The 25676-nt window shown below is 70.2% G+C and carries 19 protein-coding genes and 1 pseudogene; 8 read left to right on the top strand and 12 right to left on the bottom strand.

The features are described from left to right. Nucleotides 1-6: 6 nt before the first annotated feature. A complete protein-coding gene (locus WG209_RS22090) occupies nt 7-303 on the top strand; it encodes a type II toxin-antitoxin system Phd/YefM family antitoxin (RefSeq protein WP_337177265.1) in 297 nt (98 codons plus the stop codon). Between the two features lie 24 nt (nt 304-327). Here the strand turns inward: WG209_RS22090 and WG209_RS22085 are convergent, their stop codons facing one another. From WG209_RS22085 to WG209_RS22075, 3 genes are all read right to left on the bottom strand, one after another. Then, the gene (locus tag WG209_RS22085; protein WP_337177264.1) at nt 328-1017 is read right to left on the bottom strand and encodes a DedA family protein; all 690 of its coding nucleotides are present in this window, start codon (nt 1015-1017) and stop codon (nt 328-330) included. 78 nt (nt 1018-1095) lie between these two features. Further along, the gene (locus WG209_RS22080) at nt 1096-1524 is read right to left on the bottom strand and encodes a biopolymer transporter ExbD (RefSeq protein WP_337177263.1); all 429 of its coding nucleotides are present in this window, start codon (nt 1522-1524) and stop codon (nt 1096-1098) included. A gap of 33 nt (nt 1525-1557) precedes the next feature. Continuing rightward, nucleotides 1558-2448, bottom strand: a complete 891-nt coding sequence (locus tag WG209_RS22075) for a MotA/TolQ/ExbB proton channel family protein (RefSeq protein ID WP_337177262.1) — start codon at nt 2446-2448, stop codon at nt 1558-1560. Between the two features lie 202 nt (nt 2449-2650). Between WG209_RS22075 and WG209_RS22070 the strand changes: the two genes are divergently transcribed. Both WG209_RS22070 and WG209_RS22065 read left to right on the top strand, forming a co-directional pair. Continuing rightward, complete coding sequence (locus WG209_RS22070; protein ID WP_337177261.1) at nt 2651-4102, top strand: DUF1501 domain-containing protein; 1452 nt, start codon at nt 2651-2653, stop codon at nt 4100-4102. A 1444-nt stretch (nt 4103-5546) separates the two neighbouring features. After that, nucleotides 5547-6296, top strand: coding sequence for a hypothetical protein (locus WG209_RS22065; protein ID WP_337177260.1), 750 nt, complete (start codon nt 5547-5549; stop codon nt 6294-6296). Here WG209_RS22065 and WG209_RS22060 read toward each other — a convergent pair. After that, the gene (locus WG209_RS22060; RefSeq protein WP_337177259.1) at nt 6283-7107 is read right to left on the bottom strand and encodes an IS5 family transposase; all 825 of its coding nucleotides are present in this window, start codon (nt 7105-7107) and stop codon (nt 6283-6285) included. The two genes, WG209_RS22065 and WG209_RS22060, sit on opposite strands and share 14 nt — an antisense overlap. Nucleotides 7108-8313: 1206 nt before the next feature. On the opposite strand from WG209_RS22060, the gene WG209_RS22055 reads away from it, so the two are divergent. After that, nucleotides 8314-9819, top strand: coding sequence for a hypothetical protein (locus tag WG209_RS22055; RefSeq protein WP_337177258.1), 1506 nt, complete (start codon nt 8314-8316; stop codon nt 9817-9819). A gap of 37 nt (nt 9820-9856) precedes the next feature. Here the strand turns inward: WG209_RS22055 and WG209_RS22050 are convergent, their stop codons facing one another. From WG209_RS22050 to WG209_RS22040, 3 genes are all read right to left on the bottom strand, one after another. Next, on the bottom strand, nt 9857-11548 hold the full coding sequence (locus tag WG209_RS22050; protein WP_337177257.1) for a hypothetical protein: 1692 nt from the start codon (nt 11546-11548) through the stop codon (nt 9857-9859). A gap of 61 nt (nt 11549-11609) precedes the next feature. Continuing rightward, nucleotides 11610-12917: a hypothetical protein gene (locus WG209_RS22045; RefSeq protein WP_337177256.1), complete on the bottom strand. Its 1308-nt coding sequence runs from the start codon at nt 12915-12917 to the stop codon at nt 11610-11612. A 70-nt stretch (nt 12918-12987) separates the two neighbouring features. Continuing rightward, the gene (locus WG209_RS22040) at nt 12988-15645 is read right to left on the bottom strand and encodes a pitrilysin family protein (protein WP_337177255.1); all 2658 of its coding nucleotides are present in this window, start codon (nt 15643-15645) and stop codon (nt 12988-12990) included. Between the two features lie 402 nt (nt 15646-16047). Here WG209_RS22040 and WG209_RS22035 point away from each other — a divergent pair, with 402 nt between their 5' ends. The 3 genes from WG209_RS22035 (at nt 16048) to WG209_RS22025 (ending at nt 20370) form a co-directional block, all read left to right on the top strand. Then, nucleotides 16048-17208 carry a protein phosphatase 2C domain-containing protein gene (locus WG209_RS22035; protein WP_337177254.1) on the top strand — a complete coding sequence of 387 codons (1161 nt, stop codon included), beginning with the start codon at nt 16048-16050 and terminating at the stop codon, nt 17206-17208. A 266-nt stretch (nt 17209-17474) separates the two neighbouring features. Then, nucleotides 17475-18659: an aminotransferase class I/II-fold pyridoxal phosphate-dependent enzyme gene (locus WG209_RS22030; protein ID WP_337177253.1), complete on the top strand. Its 1185-nt coding sequence runs from the start codon at nt 17475-17477 to the stop codon at nt 18657-18659. Between the two features lie 490 nt (nt 18660-19149). Further along, on the top strand, nt 19150-20370 hold the full coding sequence (locus WG209_RS22025; RefSeq protein ID WP_337177252.1) for a PDZ domain-containing protein: 1221 nt from the start codon (nt 19150-19152) through the stop codon (nt 20368-20370). A gap of 229 nt (nt 20371-20599) precedes the next feature. Here WG209_RS22025 and WG209_RS22020 read toward each other — a convergent pair whose 3' ends face one another. Genes WG209_RS22020 through WG209_RS22010 form a run of 3 tightly spaced genes read right to left on the bottom strand, consistent with a single transcriptional unit; the run spans nt 20600 to nt 23182 of the window. Continuing rightward, on the bottom strand, nt 20600-21427 hold the full coding sequence (locus tag WG209_RS22020; protein WP_337177251.1) for a PhzF family phenazine biosynthesis protein: 828 nt from the start codon (nt 21425-21427) through the stop codon (nt 20600-20602). Between the two features lie 28 nt (nt 21428-21455). Then, entirely contained in the window at nt 21456-22283 is an 828-nt protein-coding gene (locus tag WG209_RS22015) for an ABC transporter permease subunit (protein WP_337177250.1), read from the bottom strand. Then, nucleotides 22280-23182 (bottom strand): ABC transporter ATP-binding protein, encoded by a 903-nt coding sequence (locus tag WG209_RS22010; RefSeq protein WP_337177249.1) that lies wholly within the window; start codon nt 23180-23182, stop codon nt 22280-22282. Before WG209_RS22010 ends, WG209_RS22015 begins: the two co-directional genes overlap by 4 nt. A gap of 409 nt (nt 23183-23591) precedes the next feature. Here WG209_RS22010 and WG209_RS22005 point away from each other — a divergent pair, with 409 nt between their 5' ends. After that, a complete protein-coding gene (locus WG209_RS22005) occupies nt 23592-23813 on the top strand; it encodes a hypothetical protein (RefSeq protein ID WP_337177248.1) in 222 nt (73 codons plus the stop codon). A gap of 7 nt (nt 23814-23820) precedes the next feature. Here the strand turns inward: WG209_RS22005 and WG209_RS22000 are convergent, their stop codons facing one another. Together WG209_RS22000 and WG209_RS21995 are read right to left on the bottom strand one after the other, a co-directional pair. After that, complete coding sequence (locus WG209_RS22000) at nt 23821-24552, bottom strand: YdjY domain-containing protein (protein ID WP_337177247.1); 732 nt, start codon at nt 24550-24552, stop codon at nt 23821-23823. 196 nt (nt 24553-24748) lie between these two features. After that, nucleotides 24749-25676 (bottom strand): annotated as a pseudogene (locus tag WG209_RS21995) (type II secretory pathway, component PulD); the annotation flags it as partial.

Below are 25676 nucleotides of genomic sequence, written 5' to 3'. Positions count from 1 at the left end.
CGGTTCATGGCGGAAAAGACCTCGGACTCACCCGTGCGGATCATCGGCAGCCGGGAGCTGCACCAGAACCTCCCGGGGATCCTGCGCGAGCTGGAGAAGGACCAGGTCCGCTACGTCCTGACCGTCCACGGCAAGCCGCGAGCGGTGCTGATCGGGGCCGAGCCCTACCTGAGCATGATCCAGGGGGGGCGGAAGGCCAGCGAGGCCCTCGTCGGCCTCCAGCTCACGGCGCTCCTGGGGGGCGACCTCGGCGCGGTCCCGCTGGACGACCTGGAACGGGCGCTGGACCGCCGGGGCGAGTGACCGGCCCGCCCCGGCGTCCCCGGATCACTCGGGCTCCACGCCCGCCCCCGCCGGCTCGATCGCCTTGCGGGCCTTCATCTTGGCCCTGGCGAACTCGAAGACGGCCGGCAGGACCGAGACGACGATGATCGCCACGACCACCAGCTTGAAGTTCTCCTGGACGATCTCGCTGCCCGCGAAGACCTTCCCGCCGATCAGGAACATCGCCACCCAGATGACGGCGCCGGTCACGTTGTACAGGGCGAACTTGCCGTAGTTCATCCGGCCGATCCCGGCGACGAACGGGGCGAACGTCCGGACGATCGGCATGAACCGGGCCAGGATGATCGTGATCGCGCCGTACTTCTCGTAGAACTCGTGCGCCTGGATCAGGTGGCGGCGGTTCAGCAGCCGCGAGTCCTCGCGCGAGAAGACCTTGGGCCCGACGTAGCTGCCGATGGCGTAGTTCACCGCGTCGCCCAGGATCGCCGCGACGATCAGCAGGGTCATCAGCGGCATGAGCTTCACGGGCGAGTCCGGGTGCGCGGCGACGGCCCCCGCGGCGAACAGCAGCGAGTCCCCCGGCAGGAACGGCGTGACCACCAGCCCCGTCTCCGCGAAGATGATCGCGAAGAGGATGACGTAGAGCCACGGCCCCACCGCCTGCGCGAGCTGGTTGAGCGACTCCGGGCTGAAGTGGATCACGAAGTCGAAAAGCTGTCGGACCAGGTCCATCATCGGCTCCAAGGGGGGGCGTTCGGCGAGGCGGGGTGGCGGGCGACGATCCGTCGCCGGGGGCTGTGGAACTCCGGGCTATCTCGATTCGTCGCGCGAGCGGACGGGGAGGCGGACGTCGCGGATCCCGGCCGCGTCGCAGGCCGAGAGCACGTCGGCCAGGTCTTGATAGGCCAGGTCGGCCCCGCCGCGGACCATCACGCCCTGGTTGGCGTACCGCGACCGGGCCCGGCGGAGCAGGGCGGAGAGGCCGTCGAGGTCATACGCCCGGTCCCCGATCGCCACCCTGCCCGACGCGACGACGTTCACCACGATGTCGTCGGGGGCGGCGGTCAGCGGGGCGGCGTCGGCGACCTCGGGGACCTTCACGGCGAACTCGCTCTCGTCCCAATCATAGAGGCGGGTGGCCGCCATGAAGAAGACCAGGAGGCAGAGGATGACGTCGACCATCGGCGTCATGTTGATGTACGGCGCCTCGTCCGGCGACTGTCGGCTGCTGCAAAGCATCGTCGGCCTCGAAGAGGGCGGATCCGTTCCGGGTCAGACGACGCGGGTCTCGTGCGAGGGCCGGGCCGCGTCGCCCGGCGGGGGGCCCAGGGGGATCCGGCGCTCGACGGCGGGGGGCCGGATGTAATCCCCGGCGACCATGTCCACCACCTCCCGGGCGTGCTCGTCGACGATCCGCGTCAGCACGTCCACCTTATTAAGGAGGAAGTAGTACGACGCGACGGCGACGACCGCGATCGCCAGGCCGAACGCGGTGGCGACCAGGGCCAGGCTGATCCCCTGGGCCAGCATCTCGCCGCGCTGGGGGCCGGCCTGGCCGCCGAGGGCGTCGAACGACTGGATGATGCCAACGACCGTCCCGAGAAGGCCCAGCAGCGGGCCGAGGGTCGCCATGCCGCTGAGGACGCGGAGGTTCCGCTTCATCTCCACGACCTCGCCCGCCGAGTCCGACGCCACGATCTGGCGGATCTCCGCCCCCGGGCGGCCCCAGGCGCGGACGGCGTGGCCGAAGACCCGGCCGGCGACGCAGTCGTGGGCCTTGCAAAGCTCCAGGGCCCGGTCGCGATCGAGCTTCCCGGCCGCGAGGCGCTCCAGGAAGCGGTCGACGAAGTCCGCCGGGGCGACCCGCTTGCGACGCAGCGCCAGGAGCCGCTCCAGCGCGAACCCGACCGTCACGATCGAGCAGAAGGCCAGCGGCCAGAGCAGGGGGTTCGCCGTCAGCACCAGCCGCCGCAGGGCGTTGCGGTCGACGCCCGGCCTGGCCTCGCCGGCCGGGTCGGGGGCGGCGGCCGTCGTCGGCTCGATCGCCGGCGCCGCGGCCGGGACCGGGTCGGGGGGGGCCGACGCCTCCTGCGCGCGGGCCGTCGCGACGAGGCAGGCGAGGGCGGCGAGCAGTCGGAGGGACGTCGATCGAGGGCGGGGCATCAAGGGGTCTCCCTCCGGTGGAGCGCTCATCCTGGCGGCGACCAATCGTGAATTCTAACGGTCGCGCCGATCCTGTCAATCGCCGCGAGCCCGCCGAAACCTTTCGGGCCCACCGAGTTTGGCTGGGATCGGCCGCCGTTTCCGGGTATGGTATGGCCGGGATTCAACCTTGGTTCAATTCTCGTCCCTCGGAGGACGCGCCATGAGCGGCCCGGCCCACGATCATCCCCATGCGTTCGGCGGCCTCCACGCGCGGGAGCGGGAGGGGCTCGTGGTCGCGAGTCGACGAGGGATGCTGAAGGCGAGCCTCGCGGGCCTGGCCGGGCTGACGCTGCGGGATTTACTCCGGCTGAGGTCGACCGCGACGGCCGCGGGGGTCCGGGCTCCGGGGTCGAAGTCGGTCATCCTTTTGTGGATGGCGGGGGGGCCCAGCCAGATCGACACCTGGGATCCCAAGCCGGACCGGCCGCTGGAGAACCGGGGGCCGTTCGGCACGATCGCCACGAAGCTGCCGGGGGTCCGCGTCTGCGAGCACCTGCCGAGGCAGGCGGCGATGCTCGACAAGTTCACGATCATCCGATCGGTCGACGCCCGCCACAGCAACCACGAGCCGAACAAGGTGATGCAGACGGCGAACCTCGACGCCGAGCCGAGGGTCTCGCCCAGCAAGGACCTGTACCCGGCGATCGGGTCGATCGTGGCGAAGCACCACGGGGCCAACGCGCCCGGGATCCCGCCGTACATCGCGTTCCAGACCTCGCGGTCGCACGTCGCCTACGCGGGGCACCTGGGGAGACAGTACGACCCGTTCATCGCCAACCAGGCGTGCAAGCTGCCGATGGTCGACCTCGTCGGCAAGGAACTCGGCAAGACGTCGCCGGCGGGGTTCTTCCAACTCCCCCGCGGGATGGACCAGGACCGGCTGGGCTCGCGCCGGGCCCTGCTCGACGACCTGGACTCGCTGCGGAGGACGCTGGACCACTCGGCCGACGTGGCGGCGATGGACCGCTACGGCCGGGAGGCGATCGAGCTGCTGGTCGGCAGACGCGCCCGGGAGGCGTTCGACCTGGAGCGCGAGCCCCAGGCGGTCCGCGACCGCTACGGCAAGCACCTCTGGCATCAGCAGGCGCTTTTGGCCCGTCGGCTGGTGGAGGCGGGGGCGGCGTTCGTGACGCTGGACCTCAGCTACCACACGGCGTCCGGTACATGGGACAACCACGGCGACAACATCCCCCCGTATGGCGGCATCAGCAAGGGGCTGCGACCGCTGCTCCCGCTCTTCGACCACCTCATCACGACGCTGGTCTCCGACCTGGACGAGCGCGGGCTGCTGGACGACGTGCTGGTGATCGCCATGGGGGAGTTCGGCCGCACGCCGAGGATGGGGACCCAGGGGAGCACCGACGGCCGCGACCACTGGAACGCGGTGATGTCCATGTGCATGGCAGGCGGCGGCCTGCGGCACGGCCAGGTGATCGGCTCCACCCAGTCCGACGGCGGCCACATCAAGGACCGGCCCGTCACCCCCAGCGACCTCGCCGCCACCATCTACCGCCACATGGGCGTCCCCCTGGACGCCACCTACCAGGACCCCGACGGCCGCCCCATGTTCATCGTCCCCGACGGCGGCGAGCCCCTCGCCGAGCTGTTCTGACCGCTCCCGGAGAGATGGCTCCGTTTGGCTTCGTTCGCGCGCCGAGCCTTCGCGTGGAATCCATGCAAGCCACCCTGATAAAATGACTTAGATCGAAAACGACTTGGCTTCGTTCGTCGTTTTCGAAGTGGTTTTCGCGGCCTCGGGATCGGGGCTGGGGACCCGCGTCGCGATCCAGGACGACCCCCGACGCGAAACGTCTTCCTCCCTCGCGCGGGAGGACAGACCGCGAAGCGGTTAGGAGAGGGGGACGACGAGCACGCGGGCCGTCGGGATTCGGAAGCCAGTCCGACCGGCTCGGGATCCCGACGGCGATCGCGCTTGGCTTCCCCCCCGTCCGGCCCTCCGGGCCACCTTCCCTCGCGGGGACACCGTCGGAAACACCACGAAGGAGGAGTCCATCCCCCTTCTCCCCTCGTGGGAGAAGGTGGCCGACGGCCGGATGAGGGGGCCATCGCGGAAGCACGCGGTCGCGCCCCCCCTCATCCGCCCCTCCGGGGCACCTTCTCCCACGAGGGGAGAAGGGATGATAGTCGTTGCCCGTGCCGTCATGTTTTCGACGAAGCACCACCCAGGGAGAAGGGGTGCGGAGTTGGCTTCGTTCGCGCGCGGCCCATATCGCGAATCACGACGCAAACGTTCTTCCAACAAGGAAATGCGACAAAATCCCGTTGGCTTCGTTCGTCGTTTTCGAATACGTTTCCAGGCCCGCCGTGGTCGGCCCGCGAGCCGGGTCGCGACCCGACTTGCAAACGACCCTCATCGTTAACCCCGACGGTCCACCACGGGGATTTCCATCCTCGCGCGACGGCGGGAGGGCGAAGGTTTGTCTGGCCTTCCGCTGATCCGTTCGAGTTGTCAAAGAGCATCCCGTCTCCGATATGCTCCGCGGGCGGACGGCCGGGATTCCAGGTTTTCGAAATATTTGTGCGAATCCGCCCGGGATCCTCGATCGTCGACCTTTCCGGGGCGCGGGGCGGCCTGGTCGCGGCCCCGTCCGGCGGCACCGCCGACTTGACTTAAAATTCACAATCTAACGCCAAATCCAGTCATCCCGATATTGACGCCCCCCCCCCGCCGGATATAGTCCCCACCATCAGGGCCTTGCATGCAACTACGTCATGCCGCGATAAGGATCGGGAGCGGCTTTCCGCGCGAGCGGGACGGCCTCGAAGTGTGAGGAGGGGCCCTGGGGATCGCCGGGCGTCGGGGACTGACCGCGAGCGGTCGGGGCCCCGAAGGCCGAGCGACGATCCCGGACGAGACACCCGCGAGACGTCACCCGCCCGACCGGGCGGGGCGTCGACGACGCGGGCTGTCGGGACGGTTGCGACCCGGGACGGGTCGCCTTCAATCGGATGAGCGTCTCTTCATCATCGGCCCGCGGCCGTTCGCGGGCTTACGCGCCCCCGCGCGAACGTCGTGCGACATCAAGGAAGAAATCATGCCGTCTCTCCGCTCGCTCGCCCGTGTCTCGGTGTTCGGAATCGTCGCGCTCGCCGGCCCGTCATTCCGGTCCCAGGCCGTCCCGATGACCGGGGTGCAACTCGAAGGCCCGCGACACACCTACACCTACTCCACGCTGGCAACGTTCAGCGACGGAGGAGCAATCGGGGGGAGCACACCCAGCGTCTCGTTCCAGGGAATCCAGGGGCAGACGGTGGAATCCGCCGCGCCGTTCCTACCGGATTCCTACCCGCGCGAGATCATGCCAGGAGCGGCCGCAGACTTCCCGTTGGGCAAACTCATCGTCACGCTCCCCGCCGAGGATCCCGCGGTCTACGACTCCGCGAGGTTCGGGATCACGGTGCGGATCGAGGCGGTCGACGGGGTCAAGCTGACTTCGCCAATCACGACCGTCCTGCAAGGCTCGCTCAAAGGCATCGTCAACGCCACGGGCGAATCCAGCCTCCGCTTTGGGCTCATCGGAGAGTCCGTGACGCCTCCTCACGCCCCTCCGGGATGGACGACGGGTGTTTTCCGCCATGCCGGGCTGACAAACTCCATCCTCGGCGTTTCCGGTATGTCGGATGGCGACATCAAATTCTCGTCGGACACGGAGATCGCCCTGGGTGCCAAGCTCATGAGCGCGACGCCCGTCAACACGCCTGAGCCCGCGACGTGGGCCGTCTTCTCCGTGGCGATCCTCGCCGCATGGCGCACGGGGCGAAGGCGGATTACTAGGCCGTGTTGACGGATTTAGCGAGCTTGCGGACGTGGATGAACCCGAAGACGAGGCGGGCCACGGCCAGGTACACGTCCTTCAATTTCTCATATCTCGTGGCGAAGCGGCGGAACTGCTTGGCCCTGGCGAACGCCCGCTCCACCCGGTTCCGCCGCTTGTACGCCTCGCGCATCTCATCGTCCCAGGGCCAGGGCTCCTTGCGGTTCTTCTTGTTCGGGATCACCGGCAGGGCGTCGAGGTCGTCCAGGACCACGTCGCGGACCGCGTCGGAGTCGAAGCCCTTGTCGCCGAGCACCTCGGCGACGGGGCCGACGGCGTCGCGGGCCTCGACCAGCACCCCCTTCGCCAGCGGGGCGTCGTTCCGCTGGCCCTCGGCGACGTCCAGGGCCACCACGCCGTCCTCGTCGCGCGCCACGGCGATCACCTTCGTCGAGAGGCCGCCGCGCGACCGGCCGAGGGCTTGCGCCGCGCCCCCCCCCTTTTTACGCCCGGCCCCCGCTGCGTGCTGGTGGGCCCGGACGATAGTCGAGTCGATCATCAGCCGGCGGGCGTCCTCACATTCGGCCCGCCCGGCCATCGCGTCGAACAGCCTCTTCAGCCGCCCGGAGTGGATCCAGCGGCGGAGCCGGTTGTAGACGGCGTCCCAGGCCCCGAACTCCGCGGGGAGGTCGCGCCAGGGGATGCCGGTGCGGGCCCAGTAGAGGACCGCCTCGAAGAACATGCGGTCGGGCAGCTCCGGCTCCGGGCCCAGCTTCGAGCGGCAGCGCTCGACCATCGGCCCCCAGACGGCCCAGATCTCGTCGGTGATCGCATATCGCATGGCGGACGGCCCCCTCCCGGTCGTCGATCCGCCTTAATGTCTTACCGCGCCAACATCCGCATCGTCAACACGGCCTAGGTCTCCCGTCACGTGATAGACGGTCGAGTCGGGCGGGCCCCGATGCAGCAGGGCTCGCTCTCCCGTAGTGCCTTCCAACTCCATCGAGTCCACATCTAGGAGCCATCCCATGCGATTGCGCGCAAACCGTCGTACGAAGCGGTGCCTGGTCCCGATCTCCCGCTGCTTCGTCCCGGAGGAGCGGTCTCTGCTGACGACCTTGGTCGCCGTGATCGACGACGGTGTGGACCTGTCGTCGTCCAACCCGGATCTCCCGTACTACGATTTCACCTATGCGTACGACGCCCAAAGCAAAGAAGCGGCCTCGGTGTACGGCCAGTCGGTCGTCGCGGCTCCCTCAGCAGTCGGCCACGGTCCGACGGTTACGAAGACCATCGTCGAGGGGATTAAGGACGCAAAGGCGCAGCCTGGAGCGGGCAACGTCGACGTCAAAATCATGCCCATCAAGGTTACAAACAGTGATGGTGCCATGCGGGCGATCTACTGGGCGGCGGATCACGGGGCGTCCGTCATCAATTTGAGCCGGGAGTATCGCAACGGAGAGCCGACGCTCTCGGACTGGGATCCGGCGTTGAACGGTGACCGGCTCCATAACGCCATTAAGTACGCCGAAGATCGCGGCGTGGTCTTCGTCGGCGCGGCAGGCAATGAAGCCGGCGACGTCGACGCCTACTGGAGGTTTCCGCAGCACTCCGACCATCCGACCTTCTATTATCCTTCGACCGACCCCGCCCCAACGAACCTGGTGATCGCCGCCGCCGTGGACACGTCGGGGAACCTGTCTTGGCAATCGAACTGGGGCCCCAACCAGGTCGACTTCGGTTCGATCTCGGGAACCAACACGGAAGGCCTCACCTCGTACGCGGCAGGCTATACCTCCGGAGTTGCCGGGGTCGTCTCTGCCCTGATGCCGGCCAATCGAACCGCCGTCTCCGTCAAGAATGTGCTCATGAGCACGGTGACGCCCAAGTCGCAGTCCGGTAAAGGGGCCTGGAGCGTGACGGGCGGGAACCTCAACGTGGCCGGCGCCGTGGCCGCCGTCGCCGGCGCCGCCGCCACCGCCCCCATGTTCGTGGACGACGGCCAGACCGCGGCCCAGGGATTCAGCAAGGTCGGGAACTGGACGCCGTGGAGGGGACCGGCTGGGAGGGGACGGTCTCGTCCGCGCCCTCGGGGGACGGGTCGTCGAAGGCGACGTGGACCTTCAACAACCTCCCGACCGGCGTGTATCAGGTCTGGGCGAACTGGATCCAGGCGCCGACGATGGCCACGAACAGCCCCTTCACGGTCTACAACGGGACGTCCCCGCTCGCCACCGTCCACATGGACCAGACGCGGGCGCCGCTCGGCTACTACGACGGCGGCAGTTCCTGGAACACGCTGGGCGAGCGGTTCACGATCGACTCGGGGACGCTCAAGGTCGTCCTGTCCAACGACGCGACCCCCGGGGCCCACGTCGGCGCCGACGCGATCCGCATCCGCAAGGTCGGCCCGTGGATCGGCGACAATGCGCAGACCGTGGCCCAGGGGTTCTCCAAGACCGGGACCTGGACCACCTGGACAGGGCTCGGCCACGGCGGCTCGATCGCCACGGCCGTCGGCGGGGACGGCTCGACCACCGCGACGTGGACCTTCCCCGGCCTGGCTCCGGGCAAATACCAGGTCTGGGCGCACTGGGCCCAGGCGCCGACGATGGCCACGAACAGCCCGTTCACGGTGTATGACGGCGGCACGTCGCGCGACACGCTCAACGTCGACCAGACCCAGGCCCCGACGGGCGTCTACGCCGGAGGCCTCTCGTGGAAGAGCCTCTTCGAGAACGTCACGATCGACGGGGGGACGCTGGTCCTCAAGCTCACCAACGCCGGGGTCAGCTCGTCGCGGTCGATCCAGGCCGACGCGATCCGCATCCAGCGGGTGGGCCCCTACTTCGTCGACGACACCGACGGGACGACCATCTTCGACAGGACCGGGACCTGGAGCACCTGGTCCGGCGGGGCGGGCTACAGCAACACGTTCCTCTCGGCCGCGGCGGCCGACGGCCCGTCGACCGCCACCTGGACGTTCAAGGATCTCGTGCCGGGGATCTATGAAGTCTGGGCCTCGTGGATCCAGGCCCCGAGCCTGGCGACCAACAGCCCGTTCGCCATCTACAACGGCTCGACGCTGCTGAACACGGTCCCGGTCAACCAGACCCTCGCCCCGTCGGCCTACTTCGAGGGCCCGTACAGCTACGCCACGCTGGGTCAGGCGTACCTGGTCGACAGCGGGACGCTGCGCGTGCAACTCAGCACCACGGGCGTCGCCGCCGGGAAGCACATCGGGGCCGACGTCATCCGGATCAACCGAGTCGGCAACCCGTCGGGCGGGGTCGTCGTGCCGTTCTCCGCCCCGACTTCCCCCCTGGCCGAGGTCTCGGGACCGCCCGAAGCCTCGACCGAGGAGGCCGCCGCCGCGGCGTTCGATCCCGTCGCCGAGGCCGCGGCGTCCCCCCGGCGGTCGCCGTGGGCCAGGGAGACGACCGGGCGCGAGCGGATTCGCTTCGCCCCCGTCGCGGCGTCTCGCCCCTTCCGGGCCTGGGGCGACCCGGGCCGACACATGCGGCGGGCCCCGGCGGGCTCGACCGTCGTCTGACCCGCCGTCCGCCCTCGTCGCGCGGCGGCGACTCCTCTCATTCCAGGGGGGCCACCTCCGCGCGGTGGACGCGGTAGCGGCAGTCGTAGGCGCCGAGGAAGAGGGATTCGTTGGGGGTCTTCCAGTAGTCGGAGAGGCTGAGCTGGGAGGGGTCGCCGCGCCAGTCGATGACGACGTGGCCGTCGACGGCGACGCGGACGCCCGACGCGCGGACGTCGCAGACGATCGTGGCGGGGCGGCCCTTGCGGAACAGGGAGTCGCCATAGGTGGACTCGTTGCCGACGTTGCGGCCGTCGATGTTCTCCAGCGCGCTCGCGTGGGAGCCGGAGCCGGCGTAGTCGAGCAGGACCAGGAACCGCCGGCCCGCCAGGCGCTGGCCGAGGATCAGGCCGTTGGGGTCGTCGAGCGGCTCGGCGACGACGGTCAGGCGGTACTCGTCGGGCACGTCGCCGGGGAATTCGATCCGGGCGCCGGGCTGCCTGGGCGATTCGAGCCGGCCGTCGCGGATCGACCATTCGCCGGACACCGCGTCGCGGGCGGGGTCGACGCGCGCCAGGAGGTCCGTCGGCTCGCCGGCCGGCTCGGCGTCCGAGGTCGCCAGCGGTTCGAGCGGCCCGGCGGGGGTCGGGTTGGTCCGGGGGTCGGTCCGGACCTGGAAGTAGCCCCAGAGTTCGGCCGAGTCGCCGTCCTTCGTCGTCGCCTCGACGCGGTAGCTGACCGGCGTGGGCCGGTCGAACGCGCCGAGGGAGACCGAGCGCGGGGGCTCCGGCCCCGGCTCGCGGTCGACCTCGTGCCAGGGGCCGAGGAGTTCGGTCTGGTACCGGACCCGGCATGAGGCGAGCTGGACGCCCTCGGGCCAGTCGAGATTCAGCGTCACGGGCTCGCCGGGGCGGGGGACGGTGGGCTCGGGCAGGGCGCGGAACGCGGAGAAGAGGTCGCGGGCGCGGTCGACGGGCTTCTCGGGGGGCTTCCAGCCGAGCCGACGCTTCTGGGCCTCGTCGACCCAGGACTCGCTGATCCAGCCGTGGTACTGGCCCATGCTCATGACGTTGGGGTCGGCGGCGTCGGTGTGGGGGAGGCCGATCGGGTGGCCGACCCCCTCGTGATAGACGACGCAGTCCGAGCCGCGATAGGGGACGCGCCAGCCGTCGGCGCTGACCAGGCCCCAGCCGACGCCGCGCCCCGCCAGGTACGTCGCGCGGGCGCCGCCGGACTTCGCGCCGGGGAAGTGCTGGCCGCCGTTGTCATTGCCCTCGAATTCCGGGGGGCCGTCGAGCTGGGGGCTCAGCCGGTAAAAGTCGTCGAGCGGGCGCCAGTTGATGTCGCTGAGGACCAGGAGGATCGGGAACGCGCCGTCGTCGTCGCGGCCGAACTCCAGCGCGGAGTCGACCTCGCGGAGCGTGCGGAAGAAGATGCGGTTGGCGTCGCCGGCGCGCAGCTCGGCCGTGGAGTCGGCCGAGCGGAACGGCTCGGGGTGGACCGCGGCGCTCAACTTCGACTGGTCGCCGAACTCGCGCGCGTGGAACCGCTCGATCCGCCGGGCGAAGTAGCCCACGCGGTCGCGCCAGTCGGGGAGCGGCTCCCGGTCCCTCGGCACGAAATAGACGACGGACACCTTGATCGAACGGATGCCGTGGCGACCGTCCCAGGTCTTCAGTTCCGGCGCGTCGGGCGCGACCGCCGCCAGCAGGGCGGGGAGCAGCGCGAGGTGGAGCGTCAGGGCCGGCATGGGGATTCCCTTCGGACCTTCGAATATTGTCTTCACAATGCCCGGTGGAAAGCACCGCCGGTCACGTCGACGTGATCTCGGAGACGTCGATCAGGTGGATCTGGCGGCCGGAGCCGTCGTGGGGGGAGTCGACGGCGATGAAACGGCCGTCGGGGCTCACTCGCGGGTGGGTGTCCACTCGCCATTCGCCGGTGTACTCCGCGGGGGATTTCAGGGAGGCCAGCGGATGCCGGACTCCGGTCTTCGCGTCGAAGAGATAGACGTGCTGGAGTCGATCCCCGTCGGGGTAGGTGTCGTTGACGATCCAGCGGGCCTCGACGCCCGGGAGGTAGCTACAATGGCCGTCGACGGTCATGACGTCGCGGCCGACGACCTCGACCCGGTCGGACCGGTCCTCGAACAGGTAGAAGCGGTTCCCGTCGGACTCGTGGAGCGCCCAGGCGAGGATGTGGGTCGGGTCGCGCCAGATGAAGTGCGAGGTCATGCCCGAGGGGTTCAGCACGAACAGGTCGGAGCCGTCGGGCTTGCAGGTGATCATCCGGGTGAGGTGGGATCGGTCGCCTGGCCCTTTCCAGCGATGCAGGAAGACGAAGCGGCCGCCGTCGGGGGCGACGAGCAGGTGGTTGAACCAGTGCTTCGCCCGCTCGGGAGGGGTCGTCGGCTTCAAGAGGAGCCCGTCGTGGGGGAGCCTGGCGACCTCCTCGAACGAGAGGATCAGCTCGGACTTCCCCGAGGCCAGGTCGATCCGGTGGATGCCCTGGTCGTCGGGCGCGCCGACGTCCGGGCGCGGGTCGGGGACGCCCGCGTAGCCGTAGCCGGGGCGGGTCGCGTGCAGCCTCCCGAACTCCGGGGCGACGGCCCAGGTCGCGTCCGGGCTCACCGCGTAGATCGGCGCGGGGATCGTCCGCGACGCCCCCGTCGTCACGTCGAGGACGCGGGAGACGAAGCGGTCGCCTTCGCGATCATTCCAGACGACCTCCGAGCGCGAGCCGGGGAGCCACTGGAGCATGCAGCCCTGTTGCCAGTTCCACGCCCGCGACCGCCCCAGCTCGATCCAGCGGTCGCCGTCGTGGAGGTCGACCATGCCGACGACGATCTCGTCGTCGGGCCGGGGCGAGCGATGCTCGAAGTCCACCTCCATCCCCAGGAGGAAGCGGCCGGACGGGTCGAACTCCAGCTTGTCGTAGTAGCCGAACCAGTGGTGCTTCGGCCCCTTCGTCACCGCCCGGATCGGCGGCCCGGCCGCCTTCGTCTTCGCCCCCGCCGTCGCGCCCAGCCCGCGCCCCGCGACCGCCAGCCAGCCGGCCGCCGCGCCCGCGCCGCCGAGGAACGCCCGCCGATCGAATCGAGAACCATGCGATGAAGCCATGAGCGTCGAACCTCCTCGCCCCGGATTTTCGCACGTCCGCGCGGCGGCGTCACCCGGCTTGCGGCGGTGGTCAGTCCTCGATGGTCTCCAGGTCGGCCCAGGAGAGAGAGGAGAGCTGGGGGCGGGCCTGTTCGGCATCGGCGACGACGACGGCGACGAGGGCGTCGGGGTCCAGGCGGCGGCGGGCGGCGTCGGCGACGTCGGCCGGGGTGAGGTCGGCCAGGCGCGCGGGGAGGGACTCCAGGTAGTCCAGCGGCAGGCCGTGGACGAAGACGTTGGCGTAGCGGCTCACCAGGGCCGACGGCGTCTCGAAGTGCCGCGCCTGGCCCTCGATCAGCGCCCGACGCGCCTCGTCGATCTCGACGGCCGAGGGGGGCCGATCGCCGAGCGCGTCGAGGAGTTCGCGGCGCGTGTCGTCGAACGCGACGTCGAGCTTGTCGGCCTGCAACGACGCCGAGATCGTGAACGGCCCCGCGCCGCGGCGGGCGTCGAAGCCGCTGCGGACGCCGTAGGTGAACCCGCGCTTCTCGCGCAACTGCTCGTTGAGCCGCGACGCGAACTGGCCGCCGAGCACCTGGTTGAACAGCATCAGCGCGTCGTAATCGGGGTCGAGCCGGGGGATGCCGACGTGGCCGAACCGGACGGCCGCCTGCGGCGCGCCGGGGCGATCCACCAGCAGGACGCGGGCCCGCGAGCCCCGCGCCGGGGGCGTGATGGGGGCCGGGGCCGCGCCGTCGCCGCTCCAGTCGCCCAGCAGGGGGTCCAGCAGCCTGACGACCTCGTCCGGGTCGACGTCGCCGGCGATCACGACGGCCGCGCGCGACGGCGAGAGCGCCCGGTCGCGGAAGGCGACGGCCTCCTCGCGCTCCAGCCCGGCGACGACCGACTCGACGCCGTCGAGCGGGTGGCGATAGGGGTGGCCCTCGGGGTACAGCGCCTTCATCAGCGCCCGGTGGCCGCGGGCCTCGGCCGAGTCGCGCTCGGAGCGCAGGCCGGCGACCGTCTGGCCGCGGATCCGCTCCCACTCCGCGGCGGGGAAGGAGGCCTCGCGGAGGACGTCGGCGGCCAGGTCGAGCGCCCGGCCGAGCACCGGCTTAAGGCAGCGGACCGAGACGTACATCCCGTCCCAGCCGCACGAGGCCGACAGCGACGCGCCCATCGACTCGACCTCGGCGGCGATCCGCTCGGCGGTCCGGGTCTTCGTCCCCTCGTCGAGCATGGACGCGACGATCTGGGCCAGGCCGGGCCGGTCGACCGGCTGGATCCCGCCGCCGCCGCGCGTCGCCACGCAGGCGGAGACCGTCGGCAGGTCGCGCCTGGGGAGCACCCAGACGGGGAGGCCGTTCGACAGCGACGCGACCTCGGGCCTCGGCGCGCGGAACGGCGGGGGCGCGAGGGCCGGCGGCGGCGTGGCCCGGTCGACCTTGGCGATCCCGGCGTCCGGCTTGCGGCCCCGGACCGTCAGGGAGACGGAGGGGGCGTCGCGATGGAGGTACGCGGCGGCGGCGTCGCGGAGGTTGTCGGCCGTCACGTTCAGGAAACGTCGGAGGTCGGTCGTGATGAGGGAGGGATCGCCGCGATAGACGTTGTAGGCGTTGAGGCGATCGGCCACGCCGCCGAAGCCCCCGGCGTGTTCGAGGGCGAACAGGAAGGCCGACGCCTTCATGGTCTTCACGCGCGCCAGCTCCTCCTCGGTCGCGCCGCGCTCGATGATCGAGGCGATCTCGTCCAGGACGAGCGCGCGGGCGGCGTCGGGGTCGGCGCCGGGGCGGAGGGTGACGACGGCGCCGAACGACCCGGCCAGCTCGCGGCCGGACTGGTGGACGCTCACGTCCTGGGCCCACTGCGTCTCCAGGACGAGCTTGCGATACAGCCGGCTGGAGCGCCCCTTGGCGAGGACGTCGGCCAGGAGCGAGAGGGGGGCGTCCCGGTCGTCGAACTGCGGGACGGTGTGCCAGGCGACATGGCAGCGGTCCAGCTCGACGCGGTCGACCATCTCCAGCGCCTTCGGGCCGTCCAGGGCGACGGTCGGGGTCCAGGGGCGGAGGGCCCTGGAGCCGCCGGGGATGGGGCCGAAGTAGCGCTCGGCCATCGCGAAGACCTCGTCCTCGGGGATGTCCCCCACGACGGCGAGGCTGGCGTTGGCCGGGACGTAGTACCGCCGGAAGAAGGCCGCGACGTCGTCGACCGACGCGGCGTCCAGGTCTTCCATCACGCCGATGGTCATCCAGGAGTACGGATGCTGCGGCGGGTACATCGCCTCGGCGAGGATCCGCCACGACTGCCCGTAGGGGCGGTTGGCGTAGTTCTGGCGGTACTCGTTCTTCACCACGTCGCGCTGGACGTCCAGCTTCTTCTCGTCCAGGGCCGGGATGAGCCAGCCCATGCGGTCGGACTCCATCGCCAGCACGCGCTCGACGTGGGGGGCGGGGATGTCGGTGAAGTAATTGGTGCGGTCGGCGGAGGTCGAGCCGTTGATGCTCGCCCCCAATGGCTGGAGGTGCTTGAAGAAGTCGCCGGGGTAGTGCTCCGACCCCTCGAACATGATGTGCTCGAAGAGGTGGGCGTACCCGCGCTGATTCCGCTCCTCGTCCTTGGAGCCGACGTGGTACCAGAGGTTGACGGCGGCCGTCGGCGAGCCGGGGCGGCGGGCGGCGATAACGTCGAGGCCGTTGGCCAGCGTCCGCTTGCGGAACTCGAAGGGGGGGGGCGTGATCGGTTCGCTCATCGCTCGGGCTCGCGGGGGGTGGACGACGGAGGCGCGCCGCCGCTCCCGAGGGGGCGGCGGGCGTAGTGTAGCGAGCCCGGAGGCTTCGCGGCAGCCCAAGGGGGGGGCGGAATGGGGTCACAGCCGGGGCGCGACGGGTGTAATAGCGTCGGGGACGTCCGGCCGCCGGCGTCGGATTCGTCCCGGTTTGGGAGGATACCGACGGGCCCGGCGACGATGTAAAATGGGGATGGCCCTGTGGGACGCGGGCGCGCGGCGTTAGAATCGACCTAGTTGTGCGCCCCACTCGCCTGATCCAGGCCGAGCGTGATTGCATCCCGGAATCTGGCGGCCGCTCGCCGTCGCGCCCTCGCTCGGCCGACGGGGGGCGATCCAACCGATGTTCTTGCACAAGGTCGGGCCGTGAACTGGGACGACACCATCATCGACGCCTCGGCCACCGACACCGGGATGCGTCGCCGGAACAACCAGGACAGCCACGCGACGGTCCGGGCGGCCAACGTCGAGACGTGGAGGCGGCGCGGCCACCTGTTCATGGTGGCCGACGGCATGGGGGCGCACGCCGCCGGCGAGCTGGCCAGCAAGATGGCCTGCGACCTGATCCCGCACAGCTACATGAAGGCCAAGGCCGGCGCGCCGGGCGAGGCCATCGCCAAGGCGTTCCGCGAGGTCAGCTCCCAGATCCACGTCCGGGCCGCGGCCAACCGCGACTTCGACGGCATGGGGACCACCTGCACGTCGCTGCTCCTCCTGCCCGAGGGGGCGCTGGTGGCCCACGTCGGCGACTCCCGCGCCTACCGGATCCGCGACGGCCGCATCGACCAGCTCTCGTTCGACCACAGCCTGGTGTGGGAGCTGGTCCGGCGCAACCACCTGACGCGCGAGCAGGCGAACGTCTCGATCCCCAAGAACGTCATCACGCGCAGCCTGGGGCCGGCGGAGGTCGACGTCGACCTGGAGGGCCCGCTCGCGGTGCGCGAGGGGGACGTCTACCTGCTCTGCTCCGACGGCCTCTCCGGGCCGGTCGAGGACCCGGAGCTGGGGGCGTTCGCCGCGCACTTCCACCCCCGCGACGCCAGCCGATACCTCCTGCACCTGGCGAACCTCCGGGGGGGGCTGGACAACATCACCGTCGTCATCGTGCGGATCGGCCCCTGGGTCGACCCCGAGTCGGGGGAGATCGACCAGCGGGACGCCCCCGCCGCGAAGGGCCGCGACGCCAACGGCGCCCCGCGCTCGTGGAAGGACCGGCTGCTCGCCCGGCTCACCGCCCCCAAGGCGCCCCAGACGTTGACCGCCGAGGAAGAGCACCGCTACCGATCCTGCGAGTGCCCCATCGGCGACAAGCTGCTCGACGACCTGGGCCGACTCGTCGAGGGGACGCGCGAGACCGCCATCGCGCAGGCCTGGTCGGTCGACTGGCCCCGGCTCGCGGAGCACCGCCGCAAGCTGCACGAGGCCCAGGACGCCGGACAACGCCGCCTGGTCCTCCGCGAGATCGGCGAGATGGCCTCCATGCTGGGCCAGGCCGGGCGATTCCACCGCAAGCAAGTCGCCACCTGACCCGGCCCGACGAACCTCGTCTTCCCCCCTCGCGGGGGACAGGCCGCGAAGCGGTCAGGAGAGGGGGACGACACGCGCGAGCCCTGTCGGAGTTCGAAATTCCGCTCGTCCGGCCCCGGATCCCGACGGCTTTTTCGCTCGGCTCCCCCCTCATCCGGCCCTTCGGGCCACCTTCCCCCGCGAGGGGGGAAGGGCGTTATGATGGCCCCCGCGACGGGCGGAGAACCGCCGTCGTCAAGGCCCGTCTCCAACGGATGGATCGCGCGATGCCCCACGAACCGGTCTCCGACGACACCCTGTGCTCCCGCGCGCCCGATCCCCCGCGGTCCGACACCCGGCCGGTCTCGCCGCCGATCCAACTGTCGTCGGTCTACCGCGTCGGCGGGTTGGACGAGGTGGACGCGCTGTTCGGCGGCCGCGCCGAAGGGTTCTTCTACGCCCGCGACGGCCACCCCAACGGCGCGCAGCTCGCCGACAAGCTCGCGAGGCTGGAGGGGGCCGAGGCCGGCGTCGTCTGCGCCTCGGGGATGGGGGCGATCGCCGCGACGGTCCTGGCGATGACGGAGCAGGGGGGCCGCGTCCTCCTCTCCGACGACCTGTACGGCAAGACGACCACGCTGGTCGCCCGCGAGCTGTCGCGCTTCGGCGTCCGGCACGATTTCTTCGACCCGACCCGGCCCGACACGCTCCGCGACGCCCTCGCGCAAGAGCCCGACGCGAGCCTGATCGTCGCCGAGACCCTCTCCAACCCGCTCCTCCGCGCCTGCGACCTGGAAGGCGTCGCGGCCGTCGCGAACGAGGCGGGGGTGCCGCTGCTGGTCGACCACACCTTCGCCCCGCTGTTGTGCAAGCCGATCGCCCTGGGCGTGACGCTGGTGGCGCACTCGCTGACGAAGCTGATCAGCGGCCACGCCGACGTCACGCTGGGCGCGGTGGTCGGCCCTCGCGATCTGATATCGCGGATCCGTTCGGTCGGCTCGACGTTCGGGCAGATCGGCGGCGCGTTCGACTCGTGGCTGACGCTGCGGGGGATGGTCACGCTCCCCCTGCGCGTGGAGCGGACCTCGCGCACGGCGCTGGACCTGGCGCGACGCCTGGAGGCGAGCCCGATGGTGTCGCGGGTCTCGTACCCGGGCCTCCCCTCGCACCCGGACCACATGCTGGCGCGGCGGATGTTCGGCGACCGCTTCGGCGCGATGATCACCTTCGACGTCGGCGCCTACGAGCGCGCCGACCGCCTGATCCGGGCCCTGCGCGACATCCCCTTCGCCCCCAGCCTCGGCGACGCCGAGACCACCGTCAGCCACCCGTGCACCACCAGCCACCGCGGCCAGGACCCCGAGACCCTCGAACGCCTCGGCGTCACCCCCGGCCTCATCCGCGTCTCCGTCGGCCTGGAAGACGTCGACGACCTCTGGGCGGATTTCGCCCAGGCGCTGGAGTTCGCGTAAGGCAGGCGACTTTCCACGGTTCAGCCCCGCGGCCGCATCACGGTCGGCACGCCCAGGAGGACGGCTGGAGGGTCCGCACGGGCCGGGGACCGACTCGCCGCTCCGACGCTTTGTGCGGCGGCCAACCGGCAGGCGTTCAAGGCCCTCATTCCCGTCGCATGATCGGCCCGAAACATGTGGGCTCAGCCCCGTTTCGTGGCGACAGGCCGTCTCGATGGGCATCCAGGACGCGCAGCTCGCACGCGGGACGCCCGTGGAGGTCGATCCAGCCATTGTGCCGATCGAGATCATCCCGAGATCGACTCGGCGACCTCTGGACGAAGCAGAACAACCAGATTCAGCCAACCAAAAACCACAGATTAAACGCTTTTTACACAATCTTCTTGACGTGAGACCGAACCCAAAGTATCACAAACGAACTGTTGCCGCGCCAGGGACGAGCGGAATTACGCAACGATAATCCATTGGTCGTGTCTCCCCGGACGGTCACATGAGATTGTTACATACCCTGCCCATCCTGACGGCCCTGCTCCCCACCTTGGCCGGAATCGGTGACGCACCAGCCCTGGGACGCGAGGCGCAGCCTCCGCTCAGGGGAGTGAAGTTGATCCTCGCGATCGACGCTCGCTCCAATCTGGCCGGCTTGCGCCAGATGAGCGCCGGGTTGAGCACCATGGAAGTGGTCATGAGAATGTGCGGTATCCCCGCAGAATCCATCAAGATCGATCCCGACGACGTGACGCCCGAATCGATGCTGAACGCCGTTCGCGCGACGCGCGTCGACGCCGACGAGGCCCTGCTCTTCTATTACGTCGGTCATGGAGCCACGGACCGCAGATATGGTCATTTCCTCAGCCCTCGGGGAGGACAGCGGAAGGATCTGTTGAGGAGCCGGTTGAGGGATGAGGTCCTGCGGAAGCGGGCTGGGTTGTCGATCATCCTGACCGACTGCTGCAGCAGTTCAGGGACCGCCAACTACAAGGTGGCAGGAGCTCCTCAGTTCCTTGAGGAGTTTGTCGAGTTCATGAAGGATCTGTTCTTGCGGAGCCGCGGTCTCGTGGACATCACCGCCGCCACCTACGACCCAAGCAGCGAGACCGGCGAATACGGCTGGTTCCATCCCGCGTCGGGCGGGATATTCACGTCAGCCATGGAGCGCTCGATCTTCCTCAATACGGGGGTCAACCGCCGACTGCTCGACACCGACGGCGACGGACAGGTAGGATGGGCTGAAATCTTCCCCCTCATCGTGCGGGACACGGAGCGTGGGTTCGCGGATTACAAGCGAGACGTCGCAGCGGGCAGAGTGCGTCTGACCCCCGACGAAGCGACGGAATTGGCGCGGCAGCAGACGCAGAGGCCTCAGGCTTTCTCGCTCGGCGACGTCGAGCAGCCTCGTCCCGTCGGCAGAAGGGGTGAGTTCGGGGCATGGATCGCCGACAACTATGGTTTCGGGATCGTGATCGTAGCGGTCGCGCCCGGTTCGCCCGCTAGCAGGATCGAGAGCCTCAACGGCCGAGCCACCGGGGGCAGCGGCGAGTTCATACCGGGGGACACCATCTTTGAGGCCAATGGACGGCGGATCAGCAACGTGAGCGATTTCCTGTCCACATTGGCTGATGTGGGACCAGGCGGCAGGCTTGCAGTCTCAGGCTACGATGCCTCCACGAGCTGGCAAACTACGTATCGGGCCGAAGTGATCCTCCGCTGACCCTGTGCTTTATGCGAGGGTATCGGCCGGCACTTTGTTGCCACCCTTTCGGCTGAGGGCAGAATTCCGAACGGTTTGGCTCGCCGCCGGTGCACACGCCATCCGGGGCTCGGTCTGCATGAAACCGATAAAGCGTAGACATTTTTACTACACCCCCCGGCCCCGCCGCCTCCGGCATTGAGGACACACGGTATCGTGATCGCGCCGGGCGGGTGGCGTGGTGAGCATCTTAAGTTGCGATCCCCGCCGCGCCTTGCAACTGGCCGCGGAAGGTGGTGACGGCCTGGCCGGCGATGGCGACGCGGTCGGCGGCCAGGTGGAGGCGCAGGACGCCGCCGCGGGGGGAGACCTGGTGGGCGCGGAGGGCGTCGCGACCCAGGCGGGCGGCCCAGAACGGGGCCAGGACGCAGTGGGCCGAGCCGCAGACGGGGTCCTCGTCCACGCCCACCGCCGGGGCGAAGAACCGCGAGACGAAGTCGAAGGTCGGGTCGCTCGACGGGGCCGTCGCGATCACCCCGCGCGCCGGGATCGCGTGGATCCGGCCGAAGTCGGGGGAGAGGCCGCGCACCGTCGCCTCGTCGGGAAGTTCCGCCAGGATGTCGAACCGGCTCCGGCCGGCGGAGACGACCGGGACGCCCAGCGCCTCGGACAGGGCGGCCAGCTCGGCGGGGTCGGAAACGGGGCGTTCGATGGGCTTCGCGGGGAAGTCCAGCTCGATCCAGCCGTCGACGCGGCGGGCGGTCAGGAGGCCGCCGCGGGTCTCGAACTCGGCGACGGCGTCGGGGGCGAGGTGGTCCTCCTCCCAGAGGACGTGCGCCGTGGCAAGGGTCGCGTGGCCGCAGAGGTCCACCTCCACCGTCGGGGTGAACCAGCGCAGCCGCCAGCGAGGGCCGCCGTCGATCGGGTGGAGGAAGGCCGTCTCAGACAGGTTCATTTCGCGGGCGACGAGCTGCATCCAGTCGTCGGGCGCGGGGGCGTCGAGGACGCAGACGGCGGCCGGGTTGCCGGCGAACGGGCGGTCGGTGAAGGCGTCGACCGTGGTGATGGTCGGGGTCACGGCGGGGCTCTCGATTCGGGGTCGCGGTTCAAGCGTTGGCGGGCAGGTCGCGATAGGCGAAGGACAGGAACGCCAGCGCGATGAAGCCGGCCCCCAGCCCCAGCAGGATCGCCACGTCCTGCCCGACGTGGCCGCGGCCCGAGACCGCGTCCACGGGATTATAGAGGCTGAACAGCGACGCATGTTCGGCCCAGGGCCGCCACCACGACTCCTCGAACACCGGGATCAACGCGATCACCCGCGCGATGAACCCCGCCAGCGTGAGCGCCGAGCCCGCCGTCAACGCCCGCCAGCGCACGATGTCCATCGACGAGAACCAAAGCGTGTAGCCGTACATCGGGAACGCCAGCGCCGCCAGGTTGAGCGCCGGCTCCATCAGGACGCGGAACGACGGCGGCGACTTCAGCACGTTGTAATAGGTCGCCGCGTAGGCGCCCACCGCCAGCGCCGCGGCGATCAAAAGGATGCCCAGCGACGACGCGAGCACCTGCGCCCCCAGGTAGGCCGAACGCGACACCGGCCGAGACATCACCATGTCCAGCGTCCCGCGCTCGATCTCGGCCCCGACGGCGTTCGCCCCCCGGCCGAGGGCGAACATGGCCACCAGCAGGATGATGAACGGGTGATTCCAGAAGGCCATCATGATCTCGATCGACGGCGGGTCGGCGTCCAGGCCCATCCGGCGCACCCAGTTGAAGCCCTCGCCGCTCGTCAGCGCCTGCCGGATCCGCGTCTCCTGCCGGGAGGCCACGTACACCAGCAGCCAGCCCAGGAAGCCCAGGAGCGTCGCCGACAGGAATAGCGACCAGCGGGCGTCGTGCAGGTTCTTGCGGACGAGGGTCAGGAAGGGTTTCATCGCGCGCGATCCTCGTCGTCGTCGACCGCGTCGGGGCCGTGGTACTCGTCGTACAGGGCGTGCAGGTCCTCGGTCCCGATCGCCAGGTCGGCCACCGGGACGGTCGCCAGCCAGCGGAGCAGGGGGCCCAGCTCGCCGCGATGCTCCAGCAGGAACGCCGGGCCCCGCATCCGGCGGAGCGTCAGCTCAAGTTCCTCGGGGAAGGGGGGGGGTTGGTCCCCCTCGAACCGCACCAGGAGCATCCGCAGCCGACGCCGGGCGTGCATGTCCTCGACGTGGACCAGCCGCCCGCGGCGCAGGATCGCCACGCGGTCGCAGATCGCCTCCACCTCCGAGAGGACGTGCCCGGAGAAGACGATCGTCTGGCCCACCGCCTTCGCCTCGCGCACCAGGTTCAGGACGTCAAGCCGGGCGGAGGGGTCGAGCGCGGAGGTTGGCTCGTCCAGGATCAGGACGTCGACCGGGTCGGCGAACGCCTGGGCGAGCGCCAGCTTCTGCTTCATGCCGGTCGAATACTTGCGGACCTTCTTCCCCAAGTCCAGCCCCATCACCCGATCGGCGATGGCCTCAGCGCGGTCCAGGCCCTCGCCGTCGCGCAGGCCGCTGAGGAACTTCAGGACCCCCAGGCCGGTCAGCGAGCCCGGCATCCGCAGCTCGCCCGGCAGGTAGGAGACCAGCCGACGCACCTGGAGGCCGCCGGCCCAGCAGTCATGCCCGAAGATCGTCGCGGTGCCGCGCGTCGGCCTCATGAGGCCCAGCCACAGCCGGATCGTCGTCGTCTTGCCCGAACCGTTGGGGCCGAGCAGGCCGAAGATCTCCCCCCGTCGCACCTCCAGATCCAGGTCGCGCAGCGCGTAATTCCCGCCGTAGGCCTTGGAGAGGCCCCGCGAAACGATCAAGGACGCCGATTCGGACGCCGTGGGGTGCAAAGTGCTCCGATTCCTCCCGGGCGGGCCCGGACAAACCCAAGCATGATAGCATTCAATCAACCACACGTTGATGAAATCAACGAATTACCGACGCGGGGCCTTGCCTTCTAGTTTTATTAGGCTGACAATGGGCGGACGGAAAGCATCGCCCTCTCCGCCCATCTCACCGAATCTACGACGTCGAACTCCGCGATCGACAGGACGCCTCATCGGAGATCGATTTCGGCTCGGATGGTGAAGGGGCCCGCCGTGCAAGGTCGGGCGACGCGCGGGCAATACCGCCCGCGCGTCCGGGGTGCGTGGCGACGCGCCGGAGGTGGACGATACCCCGCGGGCCCTCTTGAGGTCAATGAAGCCTCGTGGGTCGGAGGAACCTGTCATGGCGAGTCACGTCGGTCGGATGGGCGCTCCCACGGTGGGGGCGCGTGGCGGGATGATGGACGTCCATGATCCCTGGGGGGCGGCCGGATGGCGGATCAACGGCCATCCGGCGCGGCTCTTGATCTGGTCGGCGGAGGAGTGGGAGCGTCTGGACGTCAGGCCGATCGACGCCCAGTACCATCCGTTCGGGGTCTGGTGCGCGCTGAGGCTGGTCGAATAGGCGGCGGCTAGCGCGGGGCCCGCTCGGCCGCCGGCTTATCGCGCGCGCGTGGGCTCAGCACGAGCTGCACCTCGGTGCCGTTCGGGGGTATGCGCTCGGTGAAGGCGACGAAGAAGCGGTCGGCGTCGTCGGCGGAGCTGATGATCGGCAGGTCGAGGATCGAGCCGGCGAAGTTGGCGACGGTGATCAGGTCCCCGTCATCGGCGGCGTAGGTGGTCCGCTTGGTGACGGGGTCCTCGTAGAGGAGGCTGCCGGCGAAGACCCAATCGATGTCGAGCTGCTTGCCGGTCTTGTCGTCGCGGATCCAGGAGCGGGCGTCGGCCTCGCGGATCTCGTCGCCGTCCTTCCAGCGGACGGCGGCGGCGATCGGCGGGCCGTGGGGGGGCTTGTACTCGGGCTTGAAGCGGACGGGCCCCCCCGGCTCGACGCCGGTCAGGAGGAGGCCGGCGTGGATCTGGGTGGGGGGGGCGTCGGTGGCGAGGATCGACTCGTGCTCCTTGGACCCGCGGGAGCAGAGCAGGTGCTCGAGCGGCCCCTCGCGGAAGACGACGCGGCACCGGAGGATGAGCCGGCGGGGGGAGGACCTGGCGTCCAGCCAGAGGCTCCGGCCCAGGGGCTTCCAGTCCGGGTCGGGCTTGAAGACGGCGGCGGGCTCGGCCGGGTCGTCGGCCGGGTCGTCGGCCGGGGCCCGCCAGCCGAGGGGGGCGAGGCACGCGGCGGAGAGGATCAGGTGCAACATGGCGGGCTCCTCGGGCGACGGCCGGGGTCCGCCCCCGCCGCGTCGACGCCTCCAGCATGACCGCGACGCCCCGGGCGTGCAAGCCGCGGGGCGGGCGGGCGAGAAGGCGGGCGGCCGGGCTTCGAAACGGAGGGGGCCGCCGGGGGTTGCCCGGCGGCCCTGGGGTCGCGTCCGGAAGTCGGTTCGGCCGGCTCGGTCAGAAGGCGACCGAGGGGATGCCCAGCTTCTCCTCCTCCTCCTCAAGGATGATGATCCGCGGGGTGACCATCAGCATGAGGCTGGAGGTGGTCCGGCCGATGCCGACGTTGCGGAAGAGGCGGTCGATCCACGGCGTCTTGGACAGGACCGGGACGCCGTACTCGAGCCGCTGCTCCTGGAGCTGCTTGACGCCGCCGAGCAGGACGGTGCCGCCGTCGGGGACGGTGACGGTCGTGCTCACGGTGGTCATCGTGTAGTTCGGGAGCTGGAGCGTGGCGTTGATGGCCGCCGAGGCGCCGCCCAGGCCGGCGCCGCCGACGCCGGCGGGGACCGAGATGCTGGTGAAGCCGTTGATCACCTGGAAGAACGGCGACAGGCTCAGTCGGACGTAGCGACGGTCGGCCGAGACGACGGGCGTGACCTGGAGCGACACGCCGTTGGACAGCGGCGCCGGCTCGGGCATGAAGGCCACGGAGCCGGGCCCGATGATCGGCGTCAGGCGGGAGATGTACCACTGCTGCTCGCCGTTGAAGATCGTCGCGGAGGCGCCGTTGAAGGTCGTGACCTTGGGCGCCTGGAGGATGTTGTTGCGGGTGTCGCCCTGGGCGGCCGTGAGGAAGAAGTAGACTTCCAGGTCGCTGAGGAACGCCATGCCGAGCGAGGCGCCGGCGCCGGCCACCGTGTTGAACGGGGCGATCAGGTTCGCGTCCGTGTTGACGAACGGGATTTGCAGGGTCGGCGAGAAGTTGTAGAGCCCGCCCCCCTGGGTGCCCGCCACGATCGGCTGGCCGCCGCCGTTGGGCCGGTAGTTGGAGTAGTCGCGGATCGGGTTGATGAGGTAGGCGGGCGAGGCGCTGCCGCCGCCGCCGGTGGTGCCGCCGCCGACGCCGCCGGCCGTGGTGCCGCCGCCGCCGATGCCGCCGCCG

The sequence above is a fragment of the Paludisphaera sp. genome, assembly GCF_037189885.1.
GTDB lineage: Bacteria > Planctomycetota > Planctomycetia > Isosphaerales > Isosphaeraceae > Paludisphaera.
This window is presented reverse-complemented; position numbering and strand designations above follow the sequence as displayed.

Coding starts and splice junctions, on each gene's coding strand:
- WG209_RS22090 (WP_337177265.1), top strand. CDS start 7: ATGGCGGAAAAGACCTCGGACTCACCCGTGCGGATCATCGGCAGCCGG.
- WG209_RS22085 (WP_337177264.1), bottom strand. CDS start 1,017: ATGGACCTGGTCCGACAGCTTTTCGACTTCGTGATCCACTTCAGCCCG.
- WG209_RS22080 (WP_337177263.1), bottom strand. CDS start 1,524: ATGCTTTGCAGCAGCCGACAGTCGCCGGACGAGGCGCCGTACATCAAC.
- WG209_RS22075 (WP_337177262.1), bottom strand. CDS start 2,448: ATGCCCCGCCCTCGATCGACGTCCCTCCGACTGCTCGCCGCCCTCGCC.
- WG209_RS22070 (WP_337177261.1), top strand. CDS start 2,651: ATGAGCGGCCCGGCCCACGATCATCCCCATGCGTTCGGCGGCCTCCAC.
- WG209_RS22065 (WP_337177260.1), top strand. CDS start 5,547: ATGCCGTCTCTCCGCTCGCTCGCCCGTGTCTCGGTGTTCGGAATCGTC.
- WG209_RS22060 (WP_337177259.1), bottom strand. CDS start 7,107: ATGCGATATGCGATCACCGACGAGATCTGGGCCGTCTGGGGGCCGATG.
- WG209_RS22050 (WP_337177257.1), bottom strand. CDS start 11,548: ATGCCGGCCCTGACGCTCCACCTCGCGCTGCTCCCCGCCCTGCTGGCG.
- WG209_RS22045 (WP_337177256.1), bottom strand. CDS start 12,917: ATGGCTTCATCGCATGGTTCTCGATTCGATCGGCGGGCGTTCCTCGGC.
- WG209_RS22040 (WP_337177255.1), bottom strand. CDS start 15,645: ATGAGCGAACCGATCACGCCCCCCCCCTTCGAGTTCCGCAAGCGGACG.
- WG209_RS22030 (WP_337177253.1), top strand. CDS start 17,475: ATGCCCCACGAACCGGTCTCCGACGACACCCTGTGCTCCCGCGCGCCC.
- WG209_RS22025 (WP_337177252.1), top strand. CDS start 19,150: ATGAGATTGTTACATACCCTGCCCATCCTGACGGCCCTGCTCCCCACC.
- WG209_RS22015 (WP_337177250.1), bottom strand. CDS start 22,283: ATGAAACCCTTCCTGACCCTCGTCCGCAAGAACCTGCACGACGCCCGC.
- WG209_RS22005 (WP_337177248.1), top strand. CDS start 23,592: ATGGCGAGTCACGTCGGTCGGATGGGCGCTCCCACGGTGGGGGCGCGT.
- WG209_RS22000 (WP_337177247.1), bottom strand. CDS start 24,552: ATGTTGCACCTGATCCTCTCCGCCGCGTGCCTCGCCCCCCTCGGCTGG.